This window comes from Acinetobacter sp. XH1741 (assembly GCF_041021895.1).
Classification (GTDB): domain Bacteria; phylum Pseudomonadota; class Gammaproteobacteria; order Pseudomonadales; family Moraxellaceae; genus Acinetobacter.
In genome coordinates, this window is sequence record NZ_CP157428.1 from 1,704,429 (window position 1) to 1,719,395 (window position 14,967).

Consider the following 14,967-nt stretch of genomic DNA (forward strand, 5'->3'; position numbering starts at 1 on the left):
AACTCATTGTTATTATTCGTTTGAACTCATCACGTGTTTAACGCGGGTATATTCTTCAAAACCATAGCCAGATAAATCTTTACCGTAACCTGATTTTTTGAAACCGCCGTGTGGCATTTCTGCGGTTAAAGGAATATGGGTATTAATCCAAACTGTACCGAAATCAAGTTCACGTGACAGACGAGTCGCGCGGGCGTGATCTTTTGTCCAGACACTTGAAGCTAGGCCATATTCAACATCGTTGGCTTTTTCAATTGCATCATTTTCATCGGTAAATTTTTGAACGGTAATGACTGGTCCAAAAATTTCTTTTTGAATGGCTTCATCGTGTTGTTTTAAACCACTAATAACAGTCGGTTCAAAGTAGAAACCCGGGCGGTCTGCTTGTTTTCCGCCTGTTTCAACTTTGGCATGAGCAGGTAAGTTATCAATAAAGGCTTTAACATTCTTTAATTGATTGGCATTGTTGAGTGGACCATAAAGAGCGTCTTGATCATCTGGATCGCCAAAACGAGTATTTTTGGCTGCTTCAACTAACTTTCTTAAAAATTCATCGTGAACAGATTCAGCCACAATGACACGTGTTGCAGCAGTACAGTCTTGGCCTGCGTTGAAATAGCCTGTTAAAGCAATCATTTCAACGGCTTTATCAATGTCGGCATCTTCAAAAACCAGTACTGGCGCTTTACCGCCAAGTTCAAGGTGGGCTTTCGCTAAATTTGCTGCGGCAGAAGCGGCAACTTGTAATCCGGCACGCACTGAACCAGTAATAGAAACGAGAGCAGGGGTTTTATGTGATACAACTTTTGAGCCTACCTGTGCTTGACCTAACACCACGTTAAATGCACCTTTAGGGAAAAATGGTGCAGCAATTTCTGCCAGTAAAAGAGTACTTTCAGGTGTTGTATCACTTGGTTTGAGTACCACTGTGTTACCCGCTGCTAAAGCAGGAGCAATTTTCCAAATTGCCATCATGAGTGGATAGTTCCAAGGTGTAACTTGGCCAACTACACCAATGGGTTCACGGCGAATAGAAGAGGTTAAACCTTCTAAATATTCACCAGTTGCTGAACCATCAAGTAAACGGGCAGCACCTGCAAAAAAACGAACTTGATCTGCCGATACACCGACTTCTTCAGATGCAATTAAGTGTTTTAATTGACCTGTATTGCGACTTTGCGCTTCAATTAAACGCTCAGCATTTGCTTCGATAGCATCTGCCAGTTTAAGTAATGCTTTTTGACGCATTGATGGTGTACTGCGTCCCCAAATTTTAAATGCTTCTTTGGCAGCGGCATACGCTGCATCAACTTCTGCTTCGGTTGCATTAGGTGATTGTGCATAAACTTCACCAGTAACCGGACTGACCAGGTCGAAGTAATCATTTCCTTTGCTAGCAACATATTCGCCGTTAATAAAGTGTTTTAGTTGAGTTTTAGCCATTTTCTTATACCTTGTCCTTAGGTTTTAACATATAACATATAATACTATATGTATTATGTTTTAAATTTTCTGTCAAATGCCATGACGGAGGGAATGAGTGAAAAAAGTTAGAATTTGAATCAAATTAGATTTTAAGTTTTTGATTTGATTGTTTAAAAAAAATTAAAAATTTATTGAGGATTTTTAGAATGGACTATGGCGTGATGGTTTTTAATTTTAATAGTGGGTGCTTAAGGAAATTTCTTTGTATGAGTGGGTGGATGAGCCAAACCTTATGCTTAGCTCATCAATTCTTATTCTTTGAAATTAAAGTGAATGATCAGGTTTTATGACTGGCAAGCAAGATGCTGGTTTCAGTGTTATAAATACCTGAAATATTCCTAATTCTTTCTAAAACTTTATCAAAGTTTTCTAATGTGTCGGAGCGCAGTTCGACTAAAAGATCCCATTTGCCATTGGTTTTATGCAAGCATTCAACTGCACTTTCTAGACGTAATTCTTTAATCACAGATTGTGCTTTGGTGCCTTCGACCATAATACTCATCCATGCACGGATGACATTGCGTTCTGCATTGGGTTTAAAACGAACCGTATATCCGGTAATGATGCCCGAAGACTCAAGATACTCCATTCTCTTTTTAATGGTTGCTCTTGAGACGTGAACTTTTTCGGCTAACTCGGTTACAGACATCCGTGCATTATCTTTAAGTAAACCTAAAATAATTTGATCAATAGTGTCCATATTGTAATTGTCAATTATCAAAGTGGTAAAAAATAATTCATTTTTTGCTGAATTACAAATTTTGTGAATCAATTTGATTTTGAATAATAGGGGCATTAGCTCACCCGAATAATTCAATTTAATGGACTAGATAAGATGAATAATTTTCCAGTTTCTCGCGGCAACTTTAATGAGTGGATGGTTCCAGTTTTTGCACCGGCAAATTTCATTCCTGTACGTGGTGAAGGTTCACGTATTTGGGATCAAGAAAATAAAGAATATATCGATTTTGCAGGTGGGATTGCAGTAAACGCATTAGGTCATGCGCATCCAGTGGCAGTAAATGCATTAACAGAACAAGCAACAAAACTTTGGCATGTAGGGAACGGTTATACCAATGAACCAGTTCTACGCCTTGCTAAACAACTCACCGAAAATACATTTGCAGATAAAGTATTCTTCTGTAACTCAGGTGCAGAAGCCAATGAAGCCGCATTAAAACTGGCTCGTAAAGTAGGCTTAGATAGTGGTGTTGCGGGTAAAAGCGGCATTGTGGCATTTAATAATGCTTTTCACGGTCGTACTTTATTTACCGTTTCAGCAGGTGGTCAACCAAAATATTCACAAGACTTTGCACCACTTCCAAACGGTATTAATCATGTTGCTTTTAACGATTTAGAAGCTGCAAAAGCAGTTATTAATGAGCAAACATGTGCAGTGATTGTTGAACCGATTCAAGGTGAAGGTGGTGTTATTCCTGCTGACATCGAATTTTTAAAAGGTTTACGCGCGCTGTGTGATGAGTTTGGTGCCTTACTTATTTTTGATGAAGTGCAAACAGGTGTCGGCCGTACAGGTGCACTTTATGCCTATATGAACTCTGGTGTTACACCAGATGTACTCACTACTGCAAAAGCATTGGGAGGTGGCTTCCCAGTCGGTGCAATGTTAACGACTGATAAATTTGCGCCGCATTTTTCAGTGGGTACACACGGTACAACTTACGGTGGTAACCCATTAGCAAGTGCAGTTGCGGGTGCAGTCTTTGAGTTTATTAATACGCCAGAAGTGCTTAACGGCGTCAAAGAACGTCATGACTACTATAAAAAAGCTTTAAATAAATTAAATGAAGAATATGAAGTTTTTGAAACAATTCGCGGTGAAGGTTTACTAATCGGTTGTGCCTTAAAAGATAAGTTTGCAGGTAAAGCAAAAGATATTAATAACCTTGCGGGTGAGGAAGGTTTACTGAGTCTGATTGCTGGACCAAATGTTGTGCGTTTTACACCGTCTTTAATTATTCCATTTGCTGATATTGATGAAGGTTTAAAACTGTTTGAACGTGCCCTTGCTCGCTTTGTCGAAATTCAAAAGGATGAACAAGCCGCATGATGATTATTCGCTACATTGAACCTAAGGATGTTAATGATCTTTACCTTTTGGCTCAAAAAGCGGGTTTTGGTTTGACATCTTTGCAGCCAAATATGGAAAAGTTGGCTGCACGTATTGAACGCGCCTGTAAAACGGTTGGGGGTGAATTACCAAAAGCAGATCAGGTCTATTTATTTGTTTTAGAAGATACTGAACTGAATAAAGTCGTAGGTGTTTGTGGTATTGAAGTTGCACTGGGTTTAAAAGAGCCTTGGTACAACTTCCATGTGGGAACCCAAGTTCATGCCTCTGAACCGCTTAGTGTTTATAAAGCTTTACCGACTTTGTACTTGAGTAATGACCATACCAACTGTAGCGAGCTCTGCACTTTATTTTTAGATCCAGACTACCGTTTAAATAAAAATGGCAAGTTTTTATCTAAAGTTCGCTTCTTATTCTTATCTGCGTTTCGCCAATATTTTGAAGAAACGATTGTGGCTGAAATGCGTGGTTATTCAGATGCAACTGGACAGTCGCCATTTTGGAATGCCGTAGGCCATAAGTTTTTTGATATTGAATTTACTAAAGCCGATTATTTAAGTGGCGTAGGGCAAAAGGCATTTATTGCCGAGCTGATGCCAAGACATCCGCTCTATGTCGATATGTTGCCGGACGATGCTAAGGCTGCAATTGGTATGGTTCATCCAAATACGCGACCTGCTTACAATCTTTTGCTAGAAGAAGGGCTTCGCTATAAAGGCTATGTCGATATTTTTGATGGCGGAGCAACGCTACAAGCCGATATTGAAAATTTAAGAGCTATCAAAGAAAGTCAAATTGCGACTGTACAAGTTGTAGAGTCTGCTCACTTAAGTTTAAGTGATGAACCAAACATTGTTGCTAATGACGATTATGAAAATTATCGGGCAATTGTGGTGTACAGCTCGCCCTCTCAAAATCAATTAAAACTGAGTACCGAACAGGCGAAACAGCTCAATATTCAAAATGGTGCATTGGTTCGTGTACTGAGTATTAATGTTCAGCAGGTTTCAAAAACAAAAACTGTAAAAAGGTTGGAAAATAATCAACATTTGCAAATGGTGGTTAATTAGGCAGTGAGTTTTTATAACTCACCAAATTTCACGAGGAATACTATATTATCCCTGAATCAAAAATTTGATATGGATATACATCATCTTAATTGAATGAGTGGGGCTTGTAGTTTCACTTTAAATATTAAGATGATGCGGAATAACAGGATAGTTCTATGGCATATATTTTATTGTTTTAAATAACTATTTTAAGATTTAAAAATGGAATTTACTAAATTATAAGTGGTTTTAATAATATTTGTAGGATGATTTATTCGGTTCAAACGAAACCTCTGTCACTCATATTATTAAAACATTTATAACGGTTGCTATAAATTGGAGTCAATATTACATGAGTAATAAGAAAGGAAAGCAGTTCCTGGAAGGAGACCTCCTTGGTAGTCAGCATATGACTGAGCAAGAAGAGGAGAAATTGCAACGCTCATTGACCAACCGTCATATTCAAATGATTGCGATTGGCGGTGCAATTGGTACTGGATTATTTATGGGTTCTGGAAAAACGTTAAGTGTTTCCGGGACTTCAATTATTTTAACCTATTTAATTATTGGCTTTTTCTTTTTCTTCGTGATGCGAGCAATGGGCGAGTTATTACTTGCTAACACGAACTTTAAAACATTTGCCGATTTTGCAACCGCTTATTTAGGTCCATGGGCAGGCTTTTTTCTAGGTTGGTCGTATTGGTGTAACTGGATTATTACAGCCATTGCCGATGTGATTGTGATCGGAGGGTACATGCAGTTTTGGTATCCCGATTTACCCGTCTGGATCCCTGCATTTACTTCATTAGCTATCTTAACCATATTAAATTTTGTGGCAGTTCGACTGTTTGGTGAGCTCGAATTTTGGTTCTCACTCATCAAAATTACCGCAATTATTTTGTTTATTCTGGCTGGTATATATTTAATTGGGACTGGATTTACTTCTCCAAATGGCGTCAAAGCTTCGATGAGCCATTTGTTTGAAACACAATCTATGTTTCCTTATGGCGTAACAGGTTTCTTAGCGGGCTTCCAAATTGCCATATTTGCATTTGTAGGTATTGAGCTGGTGGGTACAACTGCTGCAGAAACCAAAGACCCGCATACTTCACTTCCAAAAGCCATTAACTCTATTCCTTTACGTATTTTATTGTTCTACGTAGGTGCATTGGTTTGTATTATTGCAGTCTCATCTTGGGCAAAAATTTCACCAGAAAAAAGCCCATTTGTAGAAATGTTTACTTTAGTTGGCTTACCAATTGCTGCGGGTTTAATTAACTTTGTTGTGGCAACGTCAGCACTTTCTTCAGCAAATAGTGGAATCTTTGCAACCAGCCGTATGTTGTACGGTTTAGCATTAGACAATGATGCACCGAAAAGCTTTAGTAAGTTGTCTAAAAGAAAAGTTCCAATTCGAGGGCTTGTGTTTTCAATGGCTTGTGTAACGCTTGGAACATCTATTTTATTTATTGTTCCAAATGTTATGACTGCGTTTACGATTATCTCAGCACTCACTTCAATTTTATGTATTTTTACATTTATGTTGATTGTGCTTTCATATATTTATTATCGTAAGAAAAGCCCTGAATTACATATTCAGTCAAAATATAAAATGCCGGGTGGCTTATTTATGGCATGGCTAACCATGTTATTTTTAGTTTTTACTATCGTGATTTTAGCTTTAGATCATGACACACTGATTGCTTTAGAGTTCTCACCAGTATGGTTTGTTGGCTTATTTATTGCCTATAAATATAAAAAGAAAAAGATGTTGCAGCTTGATATTTTAAAAGCTCAAAAGGTTGATTATATTTAAATAAATTTTAGTGGTTTTATTAGAAATCTTATTATTTTAAACCCGATAAAAAAGCCTCATTACGAGGCTTTTTTTATACACTTTATTTAATATTAGGATCACCTTTTTTCAAGAAAAAGCGAATCGCTAATTTTTGAAGGAATGTTCCATAAGGAGGGTGGAAAAGCTGAGTCGGGAAAAACCGATGGCGTATAAATACAGTTTTGGCATGAGAAAGTTCACGGAAACCTTCTTCACCATGATATGACCCCATACCTGAGTTACCGATACCGCCGAAAGGAGCATCATGGTTGACTACATGCCAGCCCCAGTCATTGATGGTTACACCACCTGAATGAGTTTCACGTAAAATTCGATCACGCTCTACCGAGCTATGTGTAAAGTAATAAAGTGCCAATGGTCGTTCGTCCGATTTCACATAGGTAATGGCATCATCTAAAGAATCATAAGCCACCACAGGTAAAATAGGGCCAAAGAGTTCTTCTTTCATAATGCGCATATCTGGCGTGCAATTCAGCACAATATGCACAGGCATTCTACGACCTTGTTGGTCAAAGCTATACGTGTCGCAAGGAATAATGCGTGCACCTTTTTCTTGTGCATCGGTCAAAATATCTTGAATGCGCTTTAAATGGCGGTCATTTACAATCGATGTGTAATTCTCATTGTTTACGATGTTTTGACCAAACATTTTTATAAAGCTTGATTTCGCAGCTTCAACAAATTCATCAATACTTTCTTTTGGAACCAACGCATAGTCAGGCGCTACACAGATTTGTCCACTATTGGTTGCTTTACCATGCGTAATACGTTTAGCAGCGTCAGCAATCGGGTAATTGCGGCTTACAATAGCAGGTGATTTACCACCTAACTCAAGCGTAACAGGCGTTAGATTTTCAGCAGCAGCTCGCATGACGACTTTGCCAATAGTAGGAGAACCTGTAAAGACAATATGGTTAAATGGTAAAGAGGTAAATCTTGCTGGGTCTGTGATTTCTTCACCAAAAACCGCCACTTCATCTTCATTGAAAACTTCGGCAAGCATGCGTCGTACCATTGCATTGGTATTCGGGGTAATTTCTGGAAGTTTAATCATAACTCGGTTGCCCGCAGCTAATGCGGCAATGAGTGGACCAAGTGCTAAATAAACAGGAAAGTTCCAAGGAACAATGACACCAACCACGCCTTTAGGTTGATATTGCACACTTAAACGGTTCGATAAAAACAAAAGCTCAGTACGGCGTTTACTTGGACGCATCCAGCGACGTAAATGATGAATCGCATGATCTACCTCTAACACAGAGCCAAGCAAATCTAATAGTTTAGATTCATCAAGTGATCTTGAACTAAAGTCAGCATTAATCGCGGCAGCTAAAGCATCTTGATAACGAATAATTTGTTTTTTGAGTTGATGCAGTTTTGTGCGGCGTGCCTCAAGGCTTGGGTAAGGATCTGCCTCAAAATTGGCACGTTGTTTGTAAAAAATAAGTTCCATATGTTCAGTGGCAGAGCCGCTATATTCTTTTAAAGTGGAGCTTTCCATTATTGTTCCTTCCATACTTTTGCTTATCATACTTTATGCTTGAAGCACGGTATGGTCGATGTTAAATTGAGACAACAAGAGGTAGTTTAGTGCCATTATGCATGTCACTCTAGGGATGGTGTGAGTTAAATGCCTAAAAATATTTATAAAAATGCAAATACCGTTATCCAAGGAAATTATAATAATACATCTCTGGGTTCGAATACATATTTGCTGGGCTTGACCAGTTTATTTGATGAAATGCGTTTACAAGGTCATTCAATATCAGAAGTTCTGTCTGGCACAAATATTTCGCCAGATACGATGAATCAATCCTCTTTATATATTTCTCAAGTCCAAAAAATTCAGCTATTTCAAAATATTCAAAAACTATCTCACGATCCACTCATTGGACTACACGCAGGGCAAAAGCAGCGGTTGTCAGATTTTGGGGTGTATGGTTACGCGCTATATTCTTCGCGTAATTTTAGACAAGCGGTAGAGCTTGGTATTCGACACATTAAGCTTGCAGGGCCTATTTTAAAGAAGTCTTTTTATATTCGAGATGACGCTGCCGTTTTTGAAGGGCAGGACATTATTGCACTGGGTAAGCTTCTGCCTTTGGTGTGCGAGTTCTGGTTTAGCTCCATGCAAACCTTAATTGAACGTGTGCTTGAAGGACCTTTTCAGGCAAAAAAACTTTTATTGCCATATCCTGCGCCTGACTATGCGGAAGAATATGAAAAAGTTTTTCATTGCCCTGTTCAATTCAATGCTGGGGTGATGCAATGGCACTTTGATTTAAAGTGGCTCGATGTACCTTGCCCAAATGCCAACCCGATTACTGCGGATATGTGTAAGTCGTTTTGTGAGCGAATGCTAGGTACAGATGAACTTGAAGAGCCTGAGTTAGTGAAAACAATCCGTTTAATATTATTGGATGGAACAGGGCTTTTTCCATCAGCTCAAGAAATGGCTGAACGCTTACATATGTCAAAGCGTACCTTACATCGGCGTTTGGCAGGTTTTGATTTCACCTATCAAGAATTGTTAGATGAAACTCGGCGCCGTCTTGCCGATGAATATTTGAGAGAGACGACTTTAACCATAGACGAGATTGCGGAGAGAATTGGCTTTTCAGATACTTCTAATTTTAGAAAAGCCTATCGTCATTGGACAGGCATTTCACCGAATGAGTATCGGCTACAGTATTAAATTAGAATGACTTATATCTGTATCTTAAATCGAGAGAGTAACTTTTTCTGTAAAAATGGATTGCAGAGCAATATGGCAAATAAAATAATAAATATGCCGATAATGCTGAATAGATCTGGTAATTCATGCCAAAAAACAAATCCCCATATTCCTGCAAAAATAATGGCAATGTAGTTCATGGGGCCAATTTGTCCGGCTGGGGCTAGGCTATAAGCATAAGACATAAATAGTTGGCTAATGTTTGCTAAAAGACCAGCGACAATAAGCAGACTTAATTCATGCCAAGTGAAAATGCGCCAATGCCAGAACATTGGAATAGATGAAATTAAACTACCAAAAATACAAAAGTAAAAAACAATACGTTCAGGTGGTTCTGTGCTGGTTAAAGCTCTTACAGTGACAAAAGCCATTGCTGATAAAAAGCATGCACCCAAACCAATAAAAGACAATGCATTAAATAACCCTTGGTCGGGTTTAGCGACGAATAAAACCCCAAATAGACCAATCACAGCGGCAAAAATCATCGATTTAGTAATTTTTTCTTTTAAGAAAAGCCATGCAATCAGTGGAATAAAGATAGGTGATGAATAACTAAAAACCATGGCATTTGAGAGTTTTAAGTTAGCAATCGCATAGAAAAAACCATACATGGCAGCAAGTCCTACTAGACTTCGCCACGTGTGCATCCAGAGTTTATCGGTTTTAACAAAGTCTAAGCCTTGCTTTAAAAGCATCGGAATAAAAATAAATAAACCCACTGCATTTCTAAAAAACACAACAGTTGCATTGTCCACTGTTTGTGAAGCAAAACGAATGCACACTCCCATAATGGAAAATAATAAAGCCGATGTCATAAGACAAAGCAGTGCTTTTCCAAGTTGAGTCGAGGGCTGAGTTTGAGCAGTCTGATTTTGCATATCGAAATGACTTTTTAGTTTTCGGTGTTATCTTAACAGTGATGCTAGGTTTGGATGAAATATCATTTAATAATGATTCGATAGTGATACTTAACAAAATAAAAAAGAGAGCCTGTTTAGCTCTCTTTTTATCTTATTGGATGTTATTTACAGCTAAAGTTTTCAGCCTTTTCGCTATCACCTTGACCATTGTAACGGGCAATCAGTGGATAAGGGCAAAGTGGGCGGGTACGGTCTGGCGCCCAGTCTTGCGGAAGTTCCGTATTAATCTGACCACCTAGGTTACCTACGCCGCGTGCTGACGCAATAATTTTGTCAGGTGCTTGCCCATATTCGACCCAGTTGACTAAAGCAGTCAATGCGTCAAATTGATCGGTTGCAATGCCATCACGGGTATGGTTCATGCCCGGAACTCTAAAGAAACGCGCAAATTCAGGTGCTGTACCTTTCACATCATTTTTATAGTGTTGGAGTAGTTGATCGTACCAATTTTTGGTGTCATCTACAGAGAAAACGCCATCTGCTGTACCTTGTACTACAATCATTTTTCCACCGTGATCACGGAGTTTATCTAGATTAAGTTCATCGGGTGGCATCATAAATGACATCGAACTTTCGGTGTACACATTATTGGTTGCCGAGAGTTTTGGATAGTCGGTATCGAAGTTAAAATTAAAAGCAAATTGTCTAGAGTTTTGAGTCACGGTTGGATCTGGTGGAACTTGAAAAAGAATCCCGACTGCAACAGGGTCACGTGCTGTTCCTACCGAAGATTCGAATTTCCAGCTTGCCCAGTTACTACCGACTAAACCGGGGTCGAAAGGCTGGGTTGCATAGAGTGCTTGTCCAGCAGAATTTACAGGGCCACGATAAATGTTGGCTAACACATCAATTTGTTCGGTGCTTAGGCATGTGCCATCTCTTGTGCTTGAGCAAACGGGTACATCTTTGTGAATATCAAAAGCAGTACGACAAGCTTCGACATCTTGAACCAGTCCATCTGCAACACCGTCTAAAGCATCGCATCGATCTAAAATCGCTTTTGCTAATACTTTGCGTTCTGAAAGGGTAAGAGCAGTACTTAGGTCATTTTCATCTGTTGCGACACGACGAAGCTGCTGAGCTGTGTAGAGTTGAGCTGCGGCTGCACGAGGTAAATGAAAACCCGGGGTGCTTGCCAAAATTCCATCATATTGGTCGCCTAAACGTGTTGCGGCAATCATGGCATGTCGTCCGCCGTTAGATGTACCACCTGCATAAGAGCGGTCTGGCAATTTACCATATGCAGCTTTAATCAGATTTTTTGCCATCGGTGTGAGTTTGGTTATAGCACCGTAGCCATAGTCGATTCTGGCTTGAGGGTCTAAACCAAACATTGGATTTTGTGAAGAGTTATGTCCGGCATCGGAAGAAATGACCGCAAAACCGTCATGTAGGGCATTGGTGAGTGGACCACCGCTGCCAACCTGACCTGTTGCGGGTACTAAATTACCATCGGTTCCACCATTGCCTTGATAGAGAAAACGGCCATTCCAGTCTATTGGTAAGCGCATTTCAAAACCAATTTGATAGGTTTGTCCATCAACAGGACTTACACGTTGACCCATATAACCTTTAACTAAACAGTGAGCACCAATCGGTTTATTGGCTACAGTCAATGTGCCAGCCTCTTGAAGGGTAGCAGAGCTAATGACTGTATTGTCATAATGAAAACCAGTCAGATCTGAGCAGCTTCCTGTCATTTTTGCGCCTACAGCAGGCGACAACTGAGGTGGTTTTGTTGTTGAGGGAGATGATGTGTCGTTATTATCACTTCCACAGCCTGCCAAAGCGCCAAGCATGGCAAGCATTAAAGCGGAATAGGTCAAAATTCGTTTATTGTTGGTGTAATTCATTTATTCATATCCTTATTGAATGAATGGTCGCGATTAATCTAAAACCAGAAAATTAGCTGTGCTTCGTGCAATCATTTTGTTGTTTTGCCAAGCTTCACTTTCGAGATTCAGTACGGTTTTCCCTTGTTTAATGAAGCGGCATTTTGTAATAACTTCGCCTACCGCACAGGGCCTTAAAAAATCCATGGTCAAGTTAATGGTGGTGGCTGGTTTACGGTCATTGGCAAGATATGCAAAAAGCCCCATTACATCGTCAAGCATGGCGCAGATCATGCCGCCTTCAACGGTGCCACGAGGGTTGGTAAAGCTTTCTAGTGCCATGTAATGGATGGTGAGTTCAGTATTTTCTTCATTCCAATGAATATTATGTCCACCTAAATGGTGATGGATGGGTGGTAAGTGTTCTAAAGTTTTTTGATCCATAGTGAAGGGGTCCATGCTGAATTATTTATTTCCCGAAATAAAAAGAGGTTCTATTTGTGATAGAACCTCTTTTCCATTTATTTAAATTTCCATGTGTAATCAATGTTAATACGGGTTTCGTTTACAGGTTTAATGTTCGCTGTAGAGAGCATGTTGTTATCATAAATGGCATAGCGCGCACGTAATCCTAGGTTTTTTAACCAGCCACTTTGAACGGTGTAACCTAAATCAAAGTCTGTTTCTCGCTCTTTTAGATTTGTGCCACCTAAGTTGGGTGCGTAAATATTGTGACCTGTGGTGTAACGGGTCATAAAACGTAAACCCGGCACATAATCTTTAAAGTCATATTCATAACGGAAGCTATAGGCTTTCTCTTTTGCGTTTAAAAATTCACCCGGCCATGTATCAATAAGTAGTCCAGTTTCACCTCCGGTCAAATACGGAAATGCGGTATCGCCATGATGTTGGAAGGTGCCAAAAATAAATTTATGGTTTTGGTGTTTAAGTTCGAAATGCGCATGATAAAGATCATTATCGACTAAACCCGCTTTTGCTTGTCCGTCATCGCGGCTGCGATAGTAGCGTAATTGCGAACTCAGATTGGTCGTGTCATTAATTTTGTATTGATGTATGGCTCCAACCATGGTTTGGTCATAAAGATCATTAACATCCATGTAAAAAGCGGTGAGCTTAAGTGCAGGATTAAACTGATAATTCCCACCTAAATAATATAGACCGCTGGTCTCAGCACTTTTGTATCGACCATTTACGCCTGAAATTTTAATTCTTTCATAGTTGGTCGAATCTCGTTGATTCACCTTATCGATATAAGCAGCTTGTAAGTCGAAGTCTTTAATATCTTTACTGGTGAGTGAAATTCCTCGATAAGTTTGTGGGAGCAAACGAGCAGGTGAAGCCACTAAAACAGGATTCATTGGCATGAGCGTACCTATACGTAACTCGGTCTGGCTCATTTTTGCTTTTGCTGTGACACCAATTTCACCGTATGAGTCAGCAGGCTCGTTAGTGCGCGTATCTCTAGGTAAGTTTCCTGTACCTGCGTATTTGGCGCTGGCATCCAGTTTAAAACCTGCTGTTGCCAATACATCTAGCCCAAAACCAACAGTTCCTTCGGTATAGCCTGAGTTAGCTTTGAGAATAAACCCTTGTGTCCAGTCCCGCGCTGCCGGATAAGCCGATGGGACTTGATAGTCTCGGTCAAAGTAGAAATTCCGTGTGGTGAGTTCTACTGAACTGTTATCAATAAAACTGCCCGCCCAAACCGAGCCTGAGAGCATAAGGGTAGAGTACATCCATAATTTCGACATTGCATTTCTTCCTGAAATATCATTTTTTGTTTTCACCAAGGCATGGTTGTTCTGCCTGCCTTGTCTGGTTTTTAAATCGAATTATTTTCCGAGTAGTTCTCGGGCAACGATTTCTTTCATAATTTCATTGGTTCCCCCATAAATTTTTTGTACCCGCGCATCCACAAAAAAGCGCGAAATCGGGTATTCCTGCATGTAGCCATAGCCACCAAAAAGCTGAAGTAATTGATCAATCACTTCGCATTGCACATCGGTAATAAAGCATTTCAAAGCTGCCACTTGAGTGACACTTAACTGGTGGTTTTGATACAGCGCTGCACATTGTTCTACAAAAGCTTGTGCGGCTTTTGCTTTGATTTGCGCGTTTGCGAGTACAAAGCGCGTATTTTGCATTTGACTTAAAGGTTGTCCGAAAGCTTTACGCTCCAGTACATAGACTTTGGTGATTTCGATAGCGCCTAAAATTGACCCCAAAGCCATCATGGAAATACTCAAACGTTCACGCGGTAACTCTTGCATTAAATAAGCAAAACCTTGTCCTTCTTCACCCAAACGCTGAGTTGCAGGCAAACAAACATCATCAAAAAATAGTTCGGCTGTATCTTGGGCATGCAATCCAATTTTTTGCAAAGACCGACCTTTTTTAACGCCATCTAACGCAGCATCGACTAATAAAATTGATATGCCTTTTGCTTTGGCTTGTGGATCTGTTTTTGCAACTAGAACGATCAGATCGGCATGTAAACCATTTGAAATAAAAGTTTTTGAACCATTCACACGGTAATGGTCATTTTCCAAAATGGCTTGAGTACGTATAGCCTGTAAGTCTGAACCAGCATTGGCTTCGGTCATGGCTATTGCAGTGACGACTTCACCTGTCACCATTTTGGGTAGCCAATAACGTTTTTGCTCTTCGGATCCAATATTTTGCAGATAAGGAGAGACCAACTCATTTTGCCCGCCAATAGCAACTGCTAAAGATGCAAAACCAGCTTGAGCAGTTTCTTGAACCAGCATGAGGGAGTAATGAACAGGAGCGCCGTAACCACCATATTCCTCGGGCACATCGACGCACAGAAAGCCATTTTCCCCAAGGCGAAGCCATATATCACGTGGAATCAGGCCATCGTGTTCCCATTGTTCATAATACGGAGCAACCTGTTCTTTTAAGAACCTGCGATAGCTGTCCCGAAAGAGTTCAAATTCTGTATCGTGTGGCATGTTG

12 protein-coding genes are annotated in these 14,967 nt (G+C 39.8%); 4 read left to right on the forward strand and 8 right to left on the reverse strand.

The window, feature by feature from the left end; translation table 11 throughout:
* Window positions 1–12 precede the first annotated feature (12 nt).
* The gene (locus ABLB96_RS08125) at window positions 13–1,443 is read right to left on the reverse strand and encodes a gamma-aminobutyraldehyde dehydrogenase (protein ID WP_348896435.1); all 1,431 of its coding nucleotides are present in this window, start codon (window positions 1,441–1,443) and stop codon (window positions 13–15) included.
* A 319-nt stretch (window positions 1,444–1,762) separates the two neighbouring features.
* On the reverse strand, window positions 1,763–2,185 hold the full coding sequence (locus ABLB96_RS08130) for an Lrp/AsnC family transcriptional regulator (RefSeq protein WP_348896434.1): 423 nt from the start codon (window positions 2,183–2,185) through the stop codon (window positions 1,763–1,765).
* A 135-nt stretch (window positions 2,186–2,320) separates the two neighbouring features.
* Between ABLB96_RS08130 and ABLB96_RS08135 the strand changes: the two genes are divergently transcribed.
* The 3 genes from ABLB96_RS08135 (at window position 2,321) to ABLB96_RS08145 (ending at window position 6,442) form a co-directional block, all read left to right on the forward strand.
* Window positions 2,321–3,556 carry an aspartate aminotransferase family protein gene (locus ABLB96_RS08135; RefSeq protein ID WP_348896432.1) on the forward strand — a complete coding sequence of 412 codons (1,236 nt, stop codon included), beginning with the start codon at window positions 2,321–2,323 and terminating at the stop codon, window positions 3,554–3,556.
* Window positions 3,553–4,647 (forward strand): arginine N-succinyltransferase, encoded by a 1,095-nt coding sequence (astA, locus tag ABLB96_RS08140; RefSeq protein ID WP_348896430.1) that lies wholly within the window; start codon window positions 3,553–3,555, stop codon window positions 4,645–4,647. The genes ABLB96_RS08135 and astA overlap by 4 nt, the downstream gene beginning before the upstream one ends.
* A 331-nt stretch (window positions 4,648–4,978) precedes the next feature.
* Window positions 4,979–6,442, forward strand: coding sequence for an amino acid permease (locus ABLB96_RS08145; RefSeq protein WP_348896428.1), 1,464 nt, complete (start codon window positions 4,979–4,981; stop codon window positions 6,440–6,442).
* A gap of 82 nt (window positions 6,443–6,524) precedes the next feature.
* Here the strand turns inward: ABLB96_RS08145 and ABLB96_RS08150 are convergent, their stop codons facing one another.
* Window positions 6,525–7,985, reverse strand: coding sequence for a coniferyl aldehyde dehydrogenase (locus ABLB96_RS08150; protein ID WP_348896426.1), 1,461 nt, complete (start codon window positions 7,983–7,985; stop codon window positions 6,525–6,527).
* A 129-nt stretch (window positions 7,986–8,114) separates the two neighbouring features.
* Here ABLB96_RS08150 and ABLB96_RS08155 point away from each other — a divergent pair, with 129 nt between their 5' ends.
* Window positions 8,115–9,179 carry an AraC family transcriptional regulator gene (locus ABLB96_RS08155; RefSeq protein ID WP_348896424.1) on the forward strand — a complete coding sequence of 355 codons (1,065 nt, stop codon included), beginning with the start codon at window positions 8,115–8,117 and terminating at the stop codon, window positions 9,177–9,179.
* Window positions 9,180–9,190: 11 nt separating this feature from the next.
* Here the strand turns inward: ABLB96_RS08155 and ABLB96_RS08160 are convergent, their stop codons facing one another.
* The 5 genes from ABLB96_RS08160 to ABLB96_RS08180 form a co-directional block, all read right to left on the reverse strand.
* Window positions 9,191–10,096: a DMT family transporter gene (locus tag ABLB96_RS08160; protein ID WP_348896422.1), complete on the reverse strand. Its 906-nt coding sequence runs from the start codon at window positions 10,094–10,096 to the stop codon at window positions 9,191–9,193.
* A gap of 143 nt (window positions 10,097–10,239) precedes the next feature.
* Window positions 10,240–11,991 carry a tannase/feruloyl esterase family alpha/beta hydrolase gene (locus tag ABLB96_RS08165; protein ID WP_348896421.1) on the reverse strand — a complete coding sequence of 584 codons (1,752 nt, stop codon included), beginning with the start codon at window positions 11,989–11,991 and terminating at the stop codon, window positions 10,240–10,242.
* Between the two features lie 33 nt (window positions 11,992–12,024).
* Window positions 12,025–12,414 carry a PaaI family thioesterase gene (locus tag ABLB96_RS08170; protein ID WP_348896420.1) on the reverse strand — a complete coding sequence of 130 codons (390 nt, stop codon included), beginning with the start codon at window positions 12,412–12,414 and terminating at the stop codon, window positions 12,025–12,027.
* 77 nt (window positions 12,415–12,491) lie between these two features.
* Complete coding sequence (locus tag ABLB96_RS08175) at window positions 12,492–13,742, reverse strand: OprD family porin (protein ID WP_348896418.1); 1,251 nt, start codon at window positions 13,740–13,742, stop codon at window positions 12,492–12,494.
* Window positions 13,743–13,823: 81 nt separating this feature from the next.
* On the reverse strand, window positions 13,824–14,963 hold the full coding sequence (locus tag ABLB96_RS08180; RefSeq protein WP_348896416.1) for an acyl-CoA dehydrogenase family protein: 1,140 nt from the start codon (window positions 14,961–14,963) through the stop codon (window positions 13,824–13,826).
* Window positions 14,964–14,967: the final 4 nt, after the last annotated feature.